This window comes from Mammaliicoccus sp. K-M42 (assembly GCF_022386375.1).
In the GTDB taxonomy this organism is placed as follows: Bacteria; Bacillota; Bacilli; order Staphylococcales; family Staphylococcaceae; genus Mammaliicoccus; species Mammaliicoccus fleurettii.
On the sequence record NZ_JAJNIS010000016.1, the window covers coordinates 12986 to 28734 of the forward strand.

11 protein-coding genes and 1 tRNA gene are annotated in these 15749 nt (G+C 33.7%); 5 read left to right on the forward strand and 7 right to left on the reverse strand.

Annotated features, from left to right (window positions below):
* Positions 1-265: 265 nt before the first annotated feature.
* The 3 genes from LQ668_RS08935 to gltB form a co-directional block, all read right to left on the reverse strand.
* Positions 266-358: transfer RNA gene (locus LQ668_RS08935), tRNA-Ser, on the reverse strand.
* Positions 359-418: 60 nt separating this feature from the next.
* Positions 419-1876, reverse strand: coding sequence for a glutamate synthase subunit beta (locus LQ668_RS08940; protein ID WP_107509416.1), 1458 nt, complete (start codon positions 1874-1876; stop codon positions 419-421).
* 15 nt (positions 1877-1891) lie between these two features.
* Positions 1892-6385, reverse strand: coding sequence for a glutamate synthase large subunit (gene gltB / locus LQ668_RS08945; protein ID WP_107509417.1), 4494 nt, complete (start codon positions 6383-6385; stop codon positions 1892-1894).
* Positions 6386-6526: 141 nt separating this feature from the next.
* On the opposite strand from gltB, the gene gltC reads away from it, so the two are divergent.
* From gltC to LQ668_RS08965, 4 genes are all read left to right on the forward strand, one after another.
* On the forward strand, positions 6527-7414 hold the full coding sequence (gene gltC / locus LQ668_RS08950; protein ID WP_078357109.1) for a glutamate biosynthesis transcriptional regulator GltC: 888 nt from the start codon (positions 6527-6529) through the stop codon (positions 7412-7414).
* A 17-nt stretch (positions 7415-7431) separates the two neighbouring features.
* A complete protein-coding gene (locus LQ668_RS08955; protein WP_107509418.1) occupies positions 7432-8043 on the forward strand; it encodes a DNA-3-methyladenine glycosylase in 612 nt (203 codons plus the stop codon).
* Between the two features lie 61 nt (positions 8044-8104).
* Positions 8105-9223 (forward strand): YibE/F family protein, encoded by a 1119-nt coding sequence (locus LQ668_RS08960; RefSeq protein WP_078357111.1) that lies wholly within the window; start codon positions 8105-8107, stop codon positions 9221-9223.
* Positions 9220-9975, forward strand: a complete 756-nt coding sequence (locus LQ668_RS08965; protein ID WP_078357112.1) for a YibE/F family protein — start codon at positions 9220-9222, stop codon at positions 9973-9975. The genes LQ668_RS08960 and LQ668_RS08965 overlap by 4 nt, the downstream gene beginning before the upstream one ends.
* A 65-nt stretch (positions 9976-10040) precedes the next feature.
* On the opposite strand, the gene LQ668_RS08970 is transcribed toward LQ668_RS08965, so the two are convergent.
* Together LQ668_RS08970 and LQ668_RS08975 are read right to left on the reverse strand one after the other, a co-directional pair.
* Positions 10041-10970 (reverse strand): VOC family protein, encoded by a 930-nt coding sequence (locus LQ668_RS08970; RefSeq protein WP_107509419.1) that lies wholly within the window; start codon positions 10968-10970, stop codon positions 10041-10043.
* A 122-nt stretch (positions 10971-11092) separates the two neighbouring features.
* Positions 11093-11851 (reverse strand): nucleotidyltransferase domain-containing protein, encoded by a 759-nt coding sequence (locus LQ668_RS08975; RefSeq protein ID WP_107509420.1) that lies wholly within the window; start codon positions 11849-11851, stop codon positions 11093-11095.
* Positions 11852-11981: 130 nt separating this feature from the next.
* On the opposite strand from LQ668_RS08975, the gene LQ668_RS08980 reads away from it, so the two are divergent.
* A complete protein-coding gene (locus tag LQ668_RS08980) occupies positions 11982-13145 on the forward strand; it encodes an MFS transporter (RefSeq protein ID WP_107509421.1) in 1164 nt (387 codons plus the stop codon).
* 56 nt (positions 13146-13201) lie between these two features.
* Here LQ668_RS08980 and LQ668_RS08985 read toward each other — a convergent pair whose 3' ends face one another.
* Both LQ668_RS08985 and rocD read right to left on the reverse strand, forming a co-directional pair.
* Complete coding sequence (locus tag LQ668_RS08985) at positions 13202-14272, reverse strand: NAD/NADP-dependent octopine/nopaline dehydrogenase family protein (protein WP_078357115.1); 1071 nt, start codon at positions 14270-14272, stop codon at positions 13202-13204.
* A gap of 159 nt (positions 14273-14431) precedes the next feature.
* Positions 14432-15634, reverse strand: a complete 1203-nt coding sequence (gene rocD / locus LQ668_RS08990; RefSeq protein ID WP_239738403.1) for an ornithine--oxo-acid transaminase — start codon at positions 15632-15634, stop codon at positions 14432-14434.
* Between the last annotated feature and the right edge of the window lie 115 nt (positions 15635-15749).

Here is a 15749-nt window from a genome sequence, read left to right on the forward strand (position 1 = left end):
TAGATTAAGTCGGCAGTTAAGCGAAGAGTTTGCCTAAGTTGTAGATTAAGTCGTAAGTTAATCGAAGAGTTTGACCAAGTTGTAGATTAAGTCCTACATTAATCTACAACATCCTCAAAATCAACCCTAGTCATCCTTGCCAGAGTGAGACAACGAAATCTTTTTTATAAAATGAGATTTCTGTCCCACTCCCAAAACAAAAAGCACTACCTACTAATGTAGGTAGTGCTTTTCTATATAATAGTCTTGGTTAATTTAAAAATAATGGCGGAGGAAGAGGGATTCGAACCCCCGCGAGCCGTTAAGCCCCTGTCGGTTTTCAAGACCGATCCCTTCAGCCGGACTTGGGTATTCCTCCAAATAAGACAATACTTATCTTATAACATGCCATCACTCATGTCAACAAAAACCGCAAAAATTAAATTGTAATTTTTTTCTTTAAGGCTTTATCTACAGATTTTGCGACTGCTCGACCTTCTTTTATTGCCCAAACTACTAAACTTTGACCTTTTCTTGCATCACCAGCAACAAATATTTTATCTTGATTCGTTCTAAAATCTTTTTCATTTGCGACTATTTTATTACGCTTGGTATTTAAATTAAATGAATGTGGTACTAAATGCTCAGTTCCTTCAAAACCTATTGATAATAATACTAAATCTGCTGGCCAATGACGTTCAGTTCCTTCTACAATAACCATACCATCTTCCGTTTCTTCTAATACTTGTGTATAAAGGCCACGGATATTATCATTCTCATCGACATCATAACGCATCGTTTGAATACCATAAGCTCTTGGTTCAAATCCAAATTTTTCACGGTACTCTTTATGAGCGTAGTCTAATTTGAATATTGGCATTGGTAATGGCCAAGACGTATTTTGTTCTATTTTGTCAGTCAATCTTACATATTTATTAAATTGAACTACTGATTTACAATCATCTCTTAATGCTGTTGCTACACAGTCTGCACCAGTATCACCCGCACCTATTACAATCACATTTTTACCTTTTGCTGTTATTGTCGGTTCTTCAATTTCTCCCATTTGTAATTGCGTTTGTTCTGTTAAATATTCCATTGCAAAATGAATACCAAAACTCATGCGTCCTTCTAATGGTAAGTCTCGCCCTTTTTGTGAACCGGTGCAAACTATAATCGCATCATATTGTGCATCTAGTTCTTCTTTCGTGATGTCTTTCCCCACATTAACATCTGTCTTAAAGACGATACCTGCTTCTTCCATTAATTTAACACGACGCTCAATCACTTCTTTATCCAACTTCATACTTGGTATACCGTACATAAGCAAACCACCAGGACGATGATTTCGCTCATATACCGTCACATTATAACCTAATAAATTTAATTCTTCTGCTGCAGTTAAGCCTGCTGGACCACTGCCTATAATCGCAACTTTCTCTTCAAGACGTTGTTCTGGAAACTTAGGTTTAACAAGTCCCATATCATATGCTTCATCAATAATTGTGCGTTCAATTCCTTTAATGGCTACTGAATCATTATTAATAGCTAAGACACATGACGATTCACATGGTGCCGGACAGACACGACCAGTAAATTCAGGGAAGTTATTCGTTTCAGATAATCTTTCATATGCTTCTTTATAATCTTTTCGATAAACTAAGTCATTCCATTCAGGTATATAGTTACCGATTGGACAACCTATTGTATCTCTACCGAATGATGAGCCTGTCTGACAAAATGGTGTGCCGCAGTCCATACAACGGGCACCTTGTGTTGCAGCATCTTCTGTTGTAAAGCGTTGTTGGAATGGTTCATATCCATTTATTCTATCTTTTAATGACAACTCATCAAGTTGTTGCTTAGGATACTTCATAAAACCTTTAAATTCACCCATAATATGCCCTCCTTCTTAATATACAGAAGCCAGTTCTTCTTCATCACCTATAGATTTTCGATCATCAAAGAATGCATTTAAAAGTGCGTCTTCTTCGTTTTCTAATTTGTGTTGTGAAATCTTCTGCATCATGAGTTTATAGTCTTTAGGAATCACTTTTACTACTTTTTCAACAATTGTGTCGAATGATGCTAACACTGCTTTTGCTTTTTTACTATTTGTATATTTAACATGCTCTTCTAACATATGTTTTAAATTAGCTATTTCATCTACATCTTTTAAAGTTTCAAATTCAAGTGTATCCAATGCGTTTCTTTTCTTGAATGCTTCAACATCTGAAGGCATTGCATAACACACGCCACCACTCATACCTTGACCAAAGTTACGTCCAACATCTCCTAGGATAACTACACGTCCTCCAGTCATATATTCTAATCCGTGATCTCCAACACCTTCGACAACAACTTTTACACCACTGTTTCTAACACAGAAACGTTCTCCCGCTCGTCCGTTTATATAAGAAGTACCACTCGTTGCACCATAGAAACATACATTACCAACAATGATATTATCTTCTCTATCTTCATTCGGTGCTTTCAAGATTAATTTACCTCCAGATAAACCTTTACCAAAGTAGTCGTTTGCATCACCAGTATGATGTAAAGTCATACCTTTAGGCGTGAATGCGCCATAGCTTTGTCCAGCATGTTTAAATGTCTTAACATGTATCGTATCTTCTGGTAAGCCTGGTTCGCCGTGTACTTCTGTGATATAACTACCTGTGATAACACCAACATCTCGTTCTGTATTACGCACATTATAGCTTCCTACAAATTTTTCGCCGTGATCAATTGACGCTTTTGCATCTTGATATAACTTAGTTAAATCAAATCCTTCATCAAGATAATGATTTTGATTAGTTGAACGATATCTTTCACCTTCGTTTACGAACAACAATGCTTCTAAATCTAATTCTTTTGCTTTCGGATGAGAATAGTATCTCTTAGAAACTTCTAGTAAATCTGTTCTTCCAACAAGATCATCCATTGTTTTTAATCCTAAAGAAGCAAGAACTTCTCTTATTTCCTCGGCAATAAAGTACATAAAGTTCACGATGTGATCCGCTTTACCCGTAAATAATTTACGTAAATCACCATTTTGAGTCGCTATACCTACTGGACATGTATCTTTATGACAAACTCTCATCATAATACATCCAAGAACTACTAATGGTGCACTTGCAAAAGCAAATTCTTCAGCACCTAGTGCACACGCTAAAGCTACGTCACGACCCGTCATTAATTTACCATCCGTTTCAAGCGTTACACGTGAGCGAAGCCCATTTAACATAAGGGTTTGATGCGTTTCTGATAAACCGATTTCCCATGGTAAACCAGCATGCTGAATACTCGTCTTAGGAGAAGCTCCAGTACCACCATCGTAGCCACTTATAACAATTTTATCGGCATGTGCTTTTGCAACACCTGCTGCAATAGTACCAACGCCTGATTTTGAAACGAGTTTGACGCTAATATCTGATTTTCTATTAGCATTCTTCAAATCATGAATTAATTGCGCTAAGTCTTCAATAGAATAAATATCGTGATGCGGAGGTGGCGAGATTAAACCAACACCAGGTGTCGAGCCTCGAACTTCAGCTACCCATGGATAGACTTTTGTTCCAGGTAACTGGCCGCCTTCACCAGGTTTTGCACCTTGTGCCACTTTAATTTGAATTTCTTTTGCGTGTTGTAAGTAATCACTCGTCACACCGAATCGACCGGAAGCTACTTGTTTGATTGCACTCATGTAGTTTGTTCCGTCTGGTTTAACAATAAAGCGTTCAGGGTTTTCTCCACCTTCACCACTATTACTTCGTCCGCCAATTCTATTCATCGCTTCTGCTAAAGTTTGATGCGCTTCTTGAGAAATTGAACCGAAACTCATTGCACCTGTTTTGAATCTTGTAACAATTTGATCTGCTGACTCTACTTCTTTCAAATCAATTGCTTTTTCAGATTTAAAATCAAGTAAATTTCTTAAATGACTCATGCGTTCATTATCAGCCGCTTCTGAATATTCTTTGAACATTTCAAAGTTATTTTCTCTACAAGCGTGTTGTAATAAATGAATTGTTTTCGGGTTAAATGCATGATGCTCTCCTTGCTGTCTCCATTGGAAAGTACTACCCGTATTTAAATGCTTAATGCGTTCTGATTGTCTTGCTTTATTTTCTTTATCAATCGTTTCTATAGATATACCAGACAATTTAGACGGTGTACCTGTGAAATATTCATTGATTACATCTTTACCTAAACCAATTGCTTCAAATATTTGAGCACCTTGGTAACTCTGCACAGTTGAAATACCCATCTTAGCCATAACTTTGATAACACCTGCAGATAACGTTTGACTATACGTATCGATATTCTGCTCAACCGTACCTTCAAGACGGCCCGCAGCAGTTAAATCTTCTATCGTATAATGTGCTAAATAAGGCACAACAGCGTTTGCTCCATAACCGATTAAAGTTGCTAAATGATGCACTTCTCTACATTCACCAGAATATGCGACAATGCTTGTATCAAGACGTTGTCCGGTTCTTATCAAATATTGATGAATATGGCTCACTGCTAATAGCATTGGCATTGCAAATGATACCTCTTCATCTTCAACAGATTCATCTTCTAAAACAATAATTTCAGCGCCATTTTTTACAGCTTTGGAAACACTTTTTCCTAAGTCATCGAGCGCTTCTTTCAGCGATCCTGTATAAGTTGTCGGAATAACTGCTACACCAAAATTGCTTTCTTGAATTTTTTCAAGTTGTGCTTTTGACAATACTGGGTGGTTCAATTGAATTCTCTTTGTATTATCTTTATGTGGTTCTAACAAGTTACCTTCTTTTCCTAAATACACCAATTCACTTGTTACAATCTTTTCTCTATATGAATCAATAGGTGGATTCGTAACTTGCGCAAAATGTTGTTTAAAATAATTAAACAACGATTCAGGTCTTGTACTCAATACTGCAACAGGCGTATCAAATCCCATGGCTCCAATTGGGTCTTTTTTCTCGTTAACAAGCTCAGACATGTATTTGTTGATCTCTTCTTTTGTATATCCGAAACGACGTTGTAATTGGAATAATTTCTCCTGTTCTACATGTGAAGGTACAGCTACAATGTCATTTACATCTAATTCTTTATGACTAATCCATTCGTCATAAGGATATTCACTTGCGATACGTTGTTTTAACTCGTCATTTTCAATTACTTTATTCTCTTTAAAGTCTACTAGTAAGAGTTTCCCTGGATTCAATTGCCCTTTGTAGACAACATGCTCTTCATCTACATCAATTACACCTACTTCAGATGAAAATATAATTTCATTAGTATCTGTGATCGTATAACGTCCAGGTCTCAATCCATTACGATCTGTTAAAGCACCTAATTTATCACCATCACAGAAGCTAATCATAGTTGGTCCATCCCATGGCTCCATCAAATAACTGTAATACTCGTAGAATGCTCTAATTTTCGGGTCTTGCGTATCATTGTATAACCAAGGTTCAGGTATCAATAGCATTGCTGCTTGTTCTGGAGGAATACTTAAACTCAAGAACTCTAAAGCGTTATCGACTATAGCCGAGTCACTTCCTGATTCATCTAATACCGTTCCAATTTTATCTTTGACATCCCCAAAAATAGTCTCAATTAATTTGTCTTGACGAGCACGCATCCAATTAACATTACCTTTAATCGTGTTAATCTCACCATTATGCATTAATAATCTATTAGGATGTGCTCTCTTCCAACTTGGAAATGTATTTGTACTAAATCTAGAATGGACTGAGCCAAATTTCGAAACATAAGATTCATCTAATAAATCAGTATATAAACCTTTAATTTGATCTGAACGCAACCAACCTTTATAAACAATTGTTCTTCTAGATAAACTTGCAAAATATAAATCTAAATCTTGTTCATCACCATATCGTTCAATTTGCTTACGTGCAATAAATAAAGAACGATCAAAGTGTTCGCTCGTTTTGTTTTCAACAAATACTTGTTGAATATATGGCATTGTCTCCGCAACATGTTCTGCTAATACGGAAGAGTCTACCGGCACATCTCTATAAGAAATAACCTTTAATCCTTCTGCTTCAAAAAAAGCATTGAATTTCGCTTCGTGTTCACTACCTGCTATTTTCTTATCAGTGAAAAACATACCAACTGCATAATTTTCTTCTTCAGGTAAATTTAATTTTAATTTTTGTTTAAAATAGAGGTGAGGGACTTCAGTCATAATACCAGCACCATCGCCAGTAATACCATCTGCTCCAACTCCACCTCTATGATCTAACCTACATAGCATTTCAATTGATTTTAATACAATATCATGTGACCTTTTGTTGTCCATATTGGCGTAAAAACCAATTCCACAAGCATCATGCTCGTCCATTGAATCATATAGGCCAAGTTGTCTTCTATCTTTCTTAAATGACATACGACATCACCTCAACAGTAAATTTCAGAATCTTCAATAATTTATAGTTTATATCATACTTTATAAAGACTCATCTTAACAATATATAAAATAGATGAAATATATCTAAAAATTAGATAAAATAAAAGCGAGGTGTTAAAGATGGAGATAAAACAATTAATTTACTTTAGAGAAGTTGCAATCAGAGAGCATATTTCAGAAGCTGCATTAGAATTAGAAATCGCACAATCTGCTGTGAGTAGACAAATAGCTAATTTAGAAAAAGAACTTAACACAACGTTATTTTTAAGAGAAGGTAGAAATGTTAAACTAACAGACAGTGGCGAACTCCTTCTTTCACAAGCGAATCAAATTTTAAGTTTGATTGACGAAACGAAAGAGCTTTTCATACATCAAGAACAAACGGACAAACGTTCTATTAAACTCGCTTATACAGAAAGTTATGTTTCGCAAGCATTACCAGCGATCATTAAATCTTATGAACGCGACTTCAATTTAGAAATTAGACCAATGATGATGACACCTACAGAAATTGAAGAAGCCTTACTTTCACATCAAATAGATGTCGCATTATGTGAATTAACACCGAAACTATTAAACAATAAAAACACCATTAAACATACATTATTCGAAGAAACATACAATCTATATGTGCACAACAACAACGATTTATCTATGAATCCTAAACCGCCATTATCACAATTAAGCAATCAATACATTTATCATTTCAACACATTGCCCGACCAAATAGCACAATTAATACGTAAGCATGCATCACAGAAAGCATATCCAATTTCGAATTTCGCATTATTACGACAAACATTACTATCTGAAAAAGGTGTGCTTATCATTCCTGACTATTTAAGTAATGGAATAGAGAATGAACATCTCACTAAGATTGCTTTAACACATACAGAATTAAAAAGAACAATCAACGTTGTATATTTAGAGAACAATCAAAATAACCAATTAAAAACTTTCATAGAACACACACGTTCATTATTACAAAGACAAGCAACTTATCATTAAGGAGGCATAATCTTAAAATGGACTTTATCAATAGATCGACAGAAGAAATTGCTACTGACTTACTTGGCGTTAGAATAATTCATGAAACTAAAGATACCACTTATACAGGTTACATTGTTGAAACAGAAGCATATATTGGTAAACACGACCAAGCTGCACACTCTTTTAAAGGAAAGCGTACTAAAAGTGTACAATCACTTTATCGTGAAGGCGGCACAATTTATGCCCACTCCATGCATAAACAACTGCTCATTAACTTCGTGACACAAGTTGAAGGAGAACCTCAAGGTGTCTTAATAAGAGCTATTGAACCTGAATACGGAATTGAACAAATGGAAATCAATCGTAATGGTAGAACAAGTATTGAATTAACAAATGGTCCTGGAAAGTTCACACAAGCTATGAACATTTCTAAATCATTAGATGGTACTAAACTTAATGCTGGACGTCTTAAAATAGATACTACTAATCGTAAATTTCCTAAAAGTGTCGACCTATCTGCTAGAATCGGTGTGCCAAATAAAGGGGAATGGACAGATAAACCTTTACGATTTACAGTAGCTGGACATCCATATATATCAAAAGCAAGAAAGCGTGATTCTATACCTTGCAAAGACACATGGAAATAATTAATGTATTAATATAGAAGAAAGTATATTCAAATCAAATGAAAAACGATGGTGTAATTACATGAATCCACAACTCAAATCACAATTTAAAAAGCCATTTAACATAACAATTGTCGTCTTCATACTTTTAATAATTGGTGCTTATATATTCACACAAAACAATGCACATTTTTATAAGACACCTGTTGGACAAATTACGAACATTACCAACAAGACTGCTGAACAGACTATTGATCAAAACAAAAATAAAGATACGCTACATAAAGAAAAAATTCATTTAAAAATAATGAATGGGAAACATAAAGGAGATAAAATTGAAATCTCCCATAAATACACAAATTCTTTAACTGATTCTGAAAAATATCATAAAAAAGACCAAGTTCTACTATCTTATAAAGGTAAAGAAGATACGGCAATTATTAAAGGGTTAAAAAGAGATGGATCTGTAACACTCATGACTGGTTTGTTTCTATTAACATTACTATTAGTCGGTAGAAAATCTGGTTTATATTCGATTATTTCACTTGTCATCAACGTTACCGTACTATTATTTATGATCGATTATTTTATGAAACATAATAATCATCACTTCTTTATATTGATGACCATAACCGTTATCTTTTCAACGGTCGTTTCATTATTGCTTGTTAGTGGACTTAAACGAAGAACTTTCGTTGCAATCATTTCAACGCTATTCGGCACATTTTTAAGTATTGGAATAGCCCAATTAATAATGATGTTAACAAATAGTGATGGCATTAAATATGAAACGATGAGCTTTTTGACGATACAACCGACACAAATCTTTCTAGCATCGGTATTAATCGGGTCACTTGGTGCTGTAATGGATGTTGCGATTACTTTAACGAGTTCTTTATATGAAATTAAAAAGCAACATCCTAACATCCCCCTTAAACAATTAAGGCAGTCTGGCATCAATATTGGCAAAGATATTATGGGTACAATGACGAACATATTATTCTTTGCCTACTTATCAGGAAGTATTCCAATGGTTATTCTCTATTTCAAAAATAGCAACACGATAACTTATACTCTCTCAATGAACTGGTCCTTAGAAATAACGAGAGCACTCATGGGTGGGATAGGCATTGTTATTACGATACCTATAACAATATTTGTTGCGATGTTATTTTTACAGAGAGAGGAGGCTAACCGATGACAACATTCATCTTAGCTATCATCTTACTTCTACTTATGATTATAGTAGGTGGGAAAACAGGATTCCGATCATTTATAACATTATTTTTAAACTTAATTACGTTATTTATCGCTTTACTATTAATCATTTATAAAGTACCAATATTCATCGTGTTATTTATTTTCTGCTTAGTTATAGCATGTATTAATTTATTTTATATCAATGAATATAATACAAAGACGATAGCAGCTTTCTTTGCAACAATACTATCTACACTTATATTAATAGGATTAATCTATTTCATTGTTGATATTTCAATGTTGCAAGGATTTACAGAAGAAGAACAAGACGAAACTTATATATTCTCAATGAACGTTGGCATAAACTATGCACAACTTATGGTATTCACAATAGTATTAGCTGTAATAGCCGCAGTTATTGATTTAACCATATCCATTAGTTCACCCATGTATGAACTGTATGATGCACATCCTAAAATTTCACTTGATCAACTATTTAGGTCAGGATTAACAATTGGCAGAGATATCCTTTCAACAACAACTAATACAATTTATTTTGCATTTATTGGCGGACAAATTACATTATTTTTCTGGTTTGGTAAATTGAATTACACATTCGGTGAAATTATCAACGCTAAAATATTTGCAGCAGAAATCATCACAATACTGTTAGGTGGAATAGCTGTCAGTATCGCGATACCTATAACATCATTTATTACCGTGCAATTAATAAAGAGACTACAAAGACAGTAATCAGGATTTATAGTAATAAAAAAACTGTCACCAAAATTCAAAATTTGGTGACAGTTTTTCTATTTTTAAATAGGATCTAAATTACCTTCAATTTCTGCTCTTCTTGGTTCAAGGAAACCTGGTAAGTCTAATTGTTGACCTAGTTGTTCAACGTCATTATATGGCAATCCTGGTCCTTCTGTAGCAAATTCAATTAATATATGTGAATGTCTATAATATAAACTCTTAAAGAAGTCTCTATCTACAATTCCAGAATGCACAACTTCTTTTTCATCTAACAATTCTTTCACTTTATTTAATTCATCTTCATCAGCTACTGATAAAGCGAGGTGATGGACACTACCTTTACCAGGTCTTTCTCTCTTACCTTTTTCTTCTTTTAATACGATATCACTATATAAGCCATCTAAATCAATCGAATATAATAATTCACTTTCAGAATCTACTAATTCAAAATTTAAATCATTTTCTAAAAAGTTCTTCATTTCAGAAACGTCTTCAATTTTAAATTCAACAGGTCCCATGCCCATAATTTGATGTTCTTTCGGTACATCCGTATATCTATTATTTTGCCAAGCTTTTGGAACTTTGCGATCATCATTAGGTAATAACACCATTTCCAAACCTTCATGATCTCTAAAATGTAATGCCATCATACCGTTATATATACCGATAACATCATGATCAACACCTAATTCTTCAAAACGACTCTTCCAATAACTCAAACTTTCTTCATTTGGAACTAACAGGCCAATTCTTGAAATTGAATTTGTACCTTTATACGTTTGACCCATAGGTTTAATTTCAAAAAATGTTAAAGAAGTACCAGGTGTTCCAACCTCATCACCATAGAACAAATGATACATCGAAGGATCATCTTGATTCACTGACTTTAAATACATACGCAAACCTAATTTATTCACATAAAAATCTTTATTTAACTTAGCATCTTTCGTTAACATTGAAATATGATGATGACCTAAAATTTCTACCATAGCAGTACCTCCTATATATTTAACTACATTATACCCGCTAAAGAATAATCATTACAAAAATTAAACTCACAGACGACAATATAGACACCAGTCATAGAGAAGTCACTATGACTGGTGTCTTGTTATGCATATTTTTTATATAAATATTCGAATATTTTTTCGAAACCTTCTATCCAATATTCCTCTACAAAATCTTGAATCTCCATTTTGTATAACTTCATAAATTCTGAAACAGCTTCTCGATGATTTTCTGAATTATTCAAGTCATTTATAGCATTCAATTTATTATATATTTCAATTGGAAGATGATGAGCAGCTTTTTTTCCTAATAATGATTTTTGAGGATAGTGTTTGTATAACAACACTTTAATTGCATGATTCATCGCATTATCAATCATTTGAGTCGTCCATAAATTCTGTCCTCTATTCACTATGTGATCGTATTGAAATATAAACCAACAACTGTCTAGAGCAGAATCTTGAAACATTTCCTTCGTTAAAATCAAATCTTGTTTAACATAGTTTTCAAGTATTTTTTTAGAATCATACAGCACTTTTATATCATCTGTTAGAGGATATTTATTTTCATGCACTATGTAGCAATCAACATGTAACATGTTTTCATATACACCTACTATTTGTGGGCATATTATTTCTACAAGCTCTTTGTAAAGTAGCTTTTGGTATTGTTCAAGAGAATCAATGATGTCATTATACACATCTTCAACATATACCTCTTTTTCTAGCATTACATATAAATCTAAATCTGAGTATGCATCATTTTCTCCCCTTGCAATTGAACCTTTTAAAAATATTGCCACTACTCCTTCTATATTTTTCATTTTTGGTAATATATTTTCCATAGCAACTTCGTATCTCATTATCTACACCTAATTCCCTTAAAATTCAGATTATTTCAATATAACATAATTGCAATTGAATATTAAGTGCATATTTTTCGAAATATTAAATTTTTAGCGTTATGATAAAGTTCATGAGGAGAGATAAGATATGACGAGTGAACAGAAGAAGCGATCTATTTCATTATTATTAGCAGGGTTTATTATTTTTTCTAGCCTATATGTTACACAGCCTATATTTAACGGTCTTAGTCACTATTTCAATGTTCCGTTATCTGATGTCAGTTTAACATTGTCTGTTTCTACGTTTATGCTTGGACTCGGTTTAATAATCGCACCAATGCTCAATAACATTGAAAAGAAACGTATGATGTCTATTTCTGTTTTATTAGTAAGCTTACTATCTATAGCTAGTGTATTCGTTACAAACTTCTATTTGTTCCTCGTTATTCGTGGTCTTATGGGTCTAGCCTTAAGTGGTGTTCCTTCAATTGCTATGGCGTACATAGCGGATGAAGTACATAAAGATCGTGTGCGTAAAGTCATGGGATTATATGTAGCTGGTACGACTTTTGGTGGTATGTCTGGTCGTGTTGTAGTGGGCATTTTAACAGACATAGCGAATTGGCAAATCGCCATTGCGTCACTTAGTATAATCAATTTAATTCTTGCGATATTCATGGTGATATTACTACCCGCTTCAACTGTCCAAACGCCAAATTGGGTGTCACCTAAGCAACATTTAATTAAATACAGTCAATTATTGAGCGTACCTGCAGTTTTAAAATCAATGTCGTTAGCATTTTTATTAATGGGTACTTTCGTAACAGTATACAGCTATATTACCGTTCGCTTTGAAAGAGCCCCTTTTTCATTAAGCGAATCTACCATTGCATTTATATTCATTCTATATTTAATTGGTACATATAGCTCGATCAACTTTGGAAAACTCAGCACTAAACTTGGTATAAAAAAAGCATATAGATTAGCGATAACTATTATGATTATAGGAATAGCACTCACTTTTATCACGTACTTACCTATAGATATTATTGGATTAGCAGCTATGACATTTGGCTTCTTCGGTGCACATTCTATACAAAGTAGTTATATCGCGACACTTACAGACTCCAGTAAATCACATGCATCAACATTATATTTATTAGGTTATTATGTTGGATCTAGCTTATTGACCATACTTGGTGGACATATTTTCGTGAAATTTGACTGGTTAGGTATTGGTTTATTATCACTCGTGCTCACACTAATAGCAGTTGTCATTAGTAATTCATTATTTAAGAATGTCGTTAATTAATAGTCGTATGAAAGTAATAAATTAAGCCTGGGAAAGAGCTCCCAGGCTTAATTGTGCTATTCTAGTCCTAATTTTTCTAATCCTAATTCTTCTACTGTTAGCCCTTCTGTGAAGAAATCTCTTTCTAAAATGGTTGATGCTATTACAATGATGGCATCTATATTTGGTGTTGGTACACCTATTACTTTACCTAGACTTGACCAAAGTACTAAACCAAATGCAATGTCCTCTGTTAAATATCTATTCTCTACTTCGTTTGGACCATTAATTTGTGAAAATACTGGACTTGTATTGAATAATTTATTAAGTGGTTTTTCTTCATCATCTTTTGATAAGTAGCCTCGTTCTATACGAGCGCCTTTTGCTGTATTTAACTCGAACCCTAACTTTCTACCTAATGAAAGTCTTTCTAATTCTACAGCATGTAATAGTTTAACTGTATGTGGTGTGATCCCTTCTTTATATAATGAGAAACTATCTGCATAATCTATTCTCCCTACGTTTAAAAGTGTCGGTCCAGGATGTACTTCTGGATTACCATTTTCTAAGTTAGTCTTCCATAGACTTTCTTCTTTAACGACGTAAGGATAGATTTTTTTAATAAGCTTAAAGCTTTCTGTTAAATAGCTTTTATCATATGTTGAATAGTGTACCTTCTTAACATTAAGTGATAAGTTTACTTCTGCTTTATCGTAATCGACTCGTGTCCCATAAGTTAATGTATTCAACTCTGCAAATTTTGGCATCACATCAATATGTTTATGTTCCAAAACATTGATGAATCGTATAGAACCCATTGCTGCAGCTATATTAAATAGAATAAGCTGTTTTTCTGTTATAAATGGCGCCATCGTTTTAGCGTAGTGTTCGATGAATGATGAAGGGATAATCATTTGAATAACTTCTGCATCTTTCAATACATATTCCATATCATCACTGACATCTGTGAATTTTACGAAGTTCTTTTCCCCTTCATTATTAAAATCAAACCCTCCTCTTTCAATTGCTTTATCGAATTTATGGATAGATTGATTTCGGCAATATAATTTCACCTCATGTCCTTTTGAAATCATATCTAAAGCAGCTGTAACTGCACCATTACCAGACCCTACTATTGCTATTTTCATGTTATCCTTCCCTTCTTTAAATGATGTAATTTGCCTTTGATTTATATATACCCAGGAAATTTTAACATAAAAGAAGCGTTCATCGTAGCACCTCAGAAAAAATGATTAGAGGCTAAGACAATTCATTTGTCCTAGCCTCTAATTACAATTGATATTTAGTTAATTTGTTTGTTTCGCTTTTTCTTCTATTGTTTGAGTGATCACACTAATAATTGTATTGATATCATCTTCCTCAATTACAAGAGGTGGCGCTAAACGTATAATGTTACCTTGAGTTTCTTTACACAAAACGCCTTGCTCATTGATGCTTGATACAATTGATTGTGCATTCTCATTTAATTCAATACCGATAAACAACCCACGTCCTCTCACTTCTTTTATAATTGAACTGTCTATATTTTGTAATCCGCTTAATAATTTTTTGCCTAGTTGTTCTGAACGTTCTGGCAGAGATTCATCTATAAGTACATCTAAAGATGCAATCGATACCGCACATGCTAATGGATTACCTCCAAACGTCGAACCATGTGTTCCTGGTGTAAGTACTTGCATAACATCATCGTTAGCTACAACTGCAGAAATAGGATATAATCCACCACCTAAAGCTTTACCTAATAAATACATATCTGGCTCTACTTCTTCCCATTCCATTGCAAACATTTTACCGGTTCTACCTAATCCAACTTGAATTTCATCTGCAATGAGTAATACATTGTGTTGTTCACATAATGCTTTAACATCTTTAATGAAATTTTTAGGTGGTATATTTACGCCACCTTCACCTTGAATGGGCTCCAAAATGATTGCAGTTGTTTGAGGAGTAATGAGTGACTCTATTTGTTCTATATTTCCAAATTCACTGTATTTAATATTACCTGCTAATACACCAAATCCTTTTTTATAACTTTCATTTGATGACAGAGATAATGAACCAATCGTTCTACCGTGGAAATTGCCTTCCATTGCTATAATCTCTGCATCATCTGCGTTAATACCTTTAACATCTTGTCCCCATTTTGTAGCGACTTTAATTGCTGTTTCTACTGCTTCTGTACCAGTATTCATCGGTAAAACTTTATTTTTGTTCGCTAATTTACAAATTTTCTCTTCCCAAACACCTAAATTATCACTATACAATGCTCTAGAAGTCATCGTAATTTTTTGGCTTTGATCAAGAAATGCTTGTATGATTTTAGGATGACTATGACCTTGGTTAAGTACAGAAAAACCAGATACGCAATCTATATATGTATTTCCATCAGAGTCTTTAACGTGTGCGCCTTGTCCTTCAATCAAAACAATATTTAAAGGACTATAATTATTCGGGCTATACTTTTCTGTTAGTTCAATAAACTGATTCATTTAGTACCCACCTTTTATAATAAATATACTTGAATTTGTATTAATATTCATTATCATACATTTATTTTGTATATAAGTCAAAATAAAAAGAGAAGATTTTCACTTCTCTTTTAAG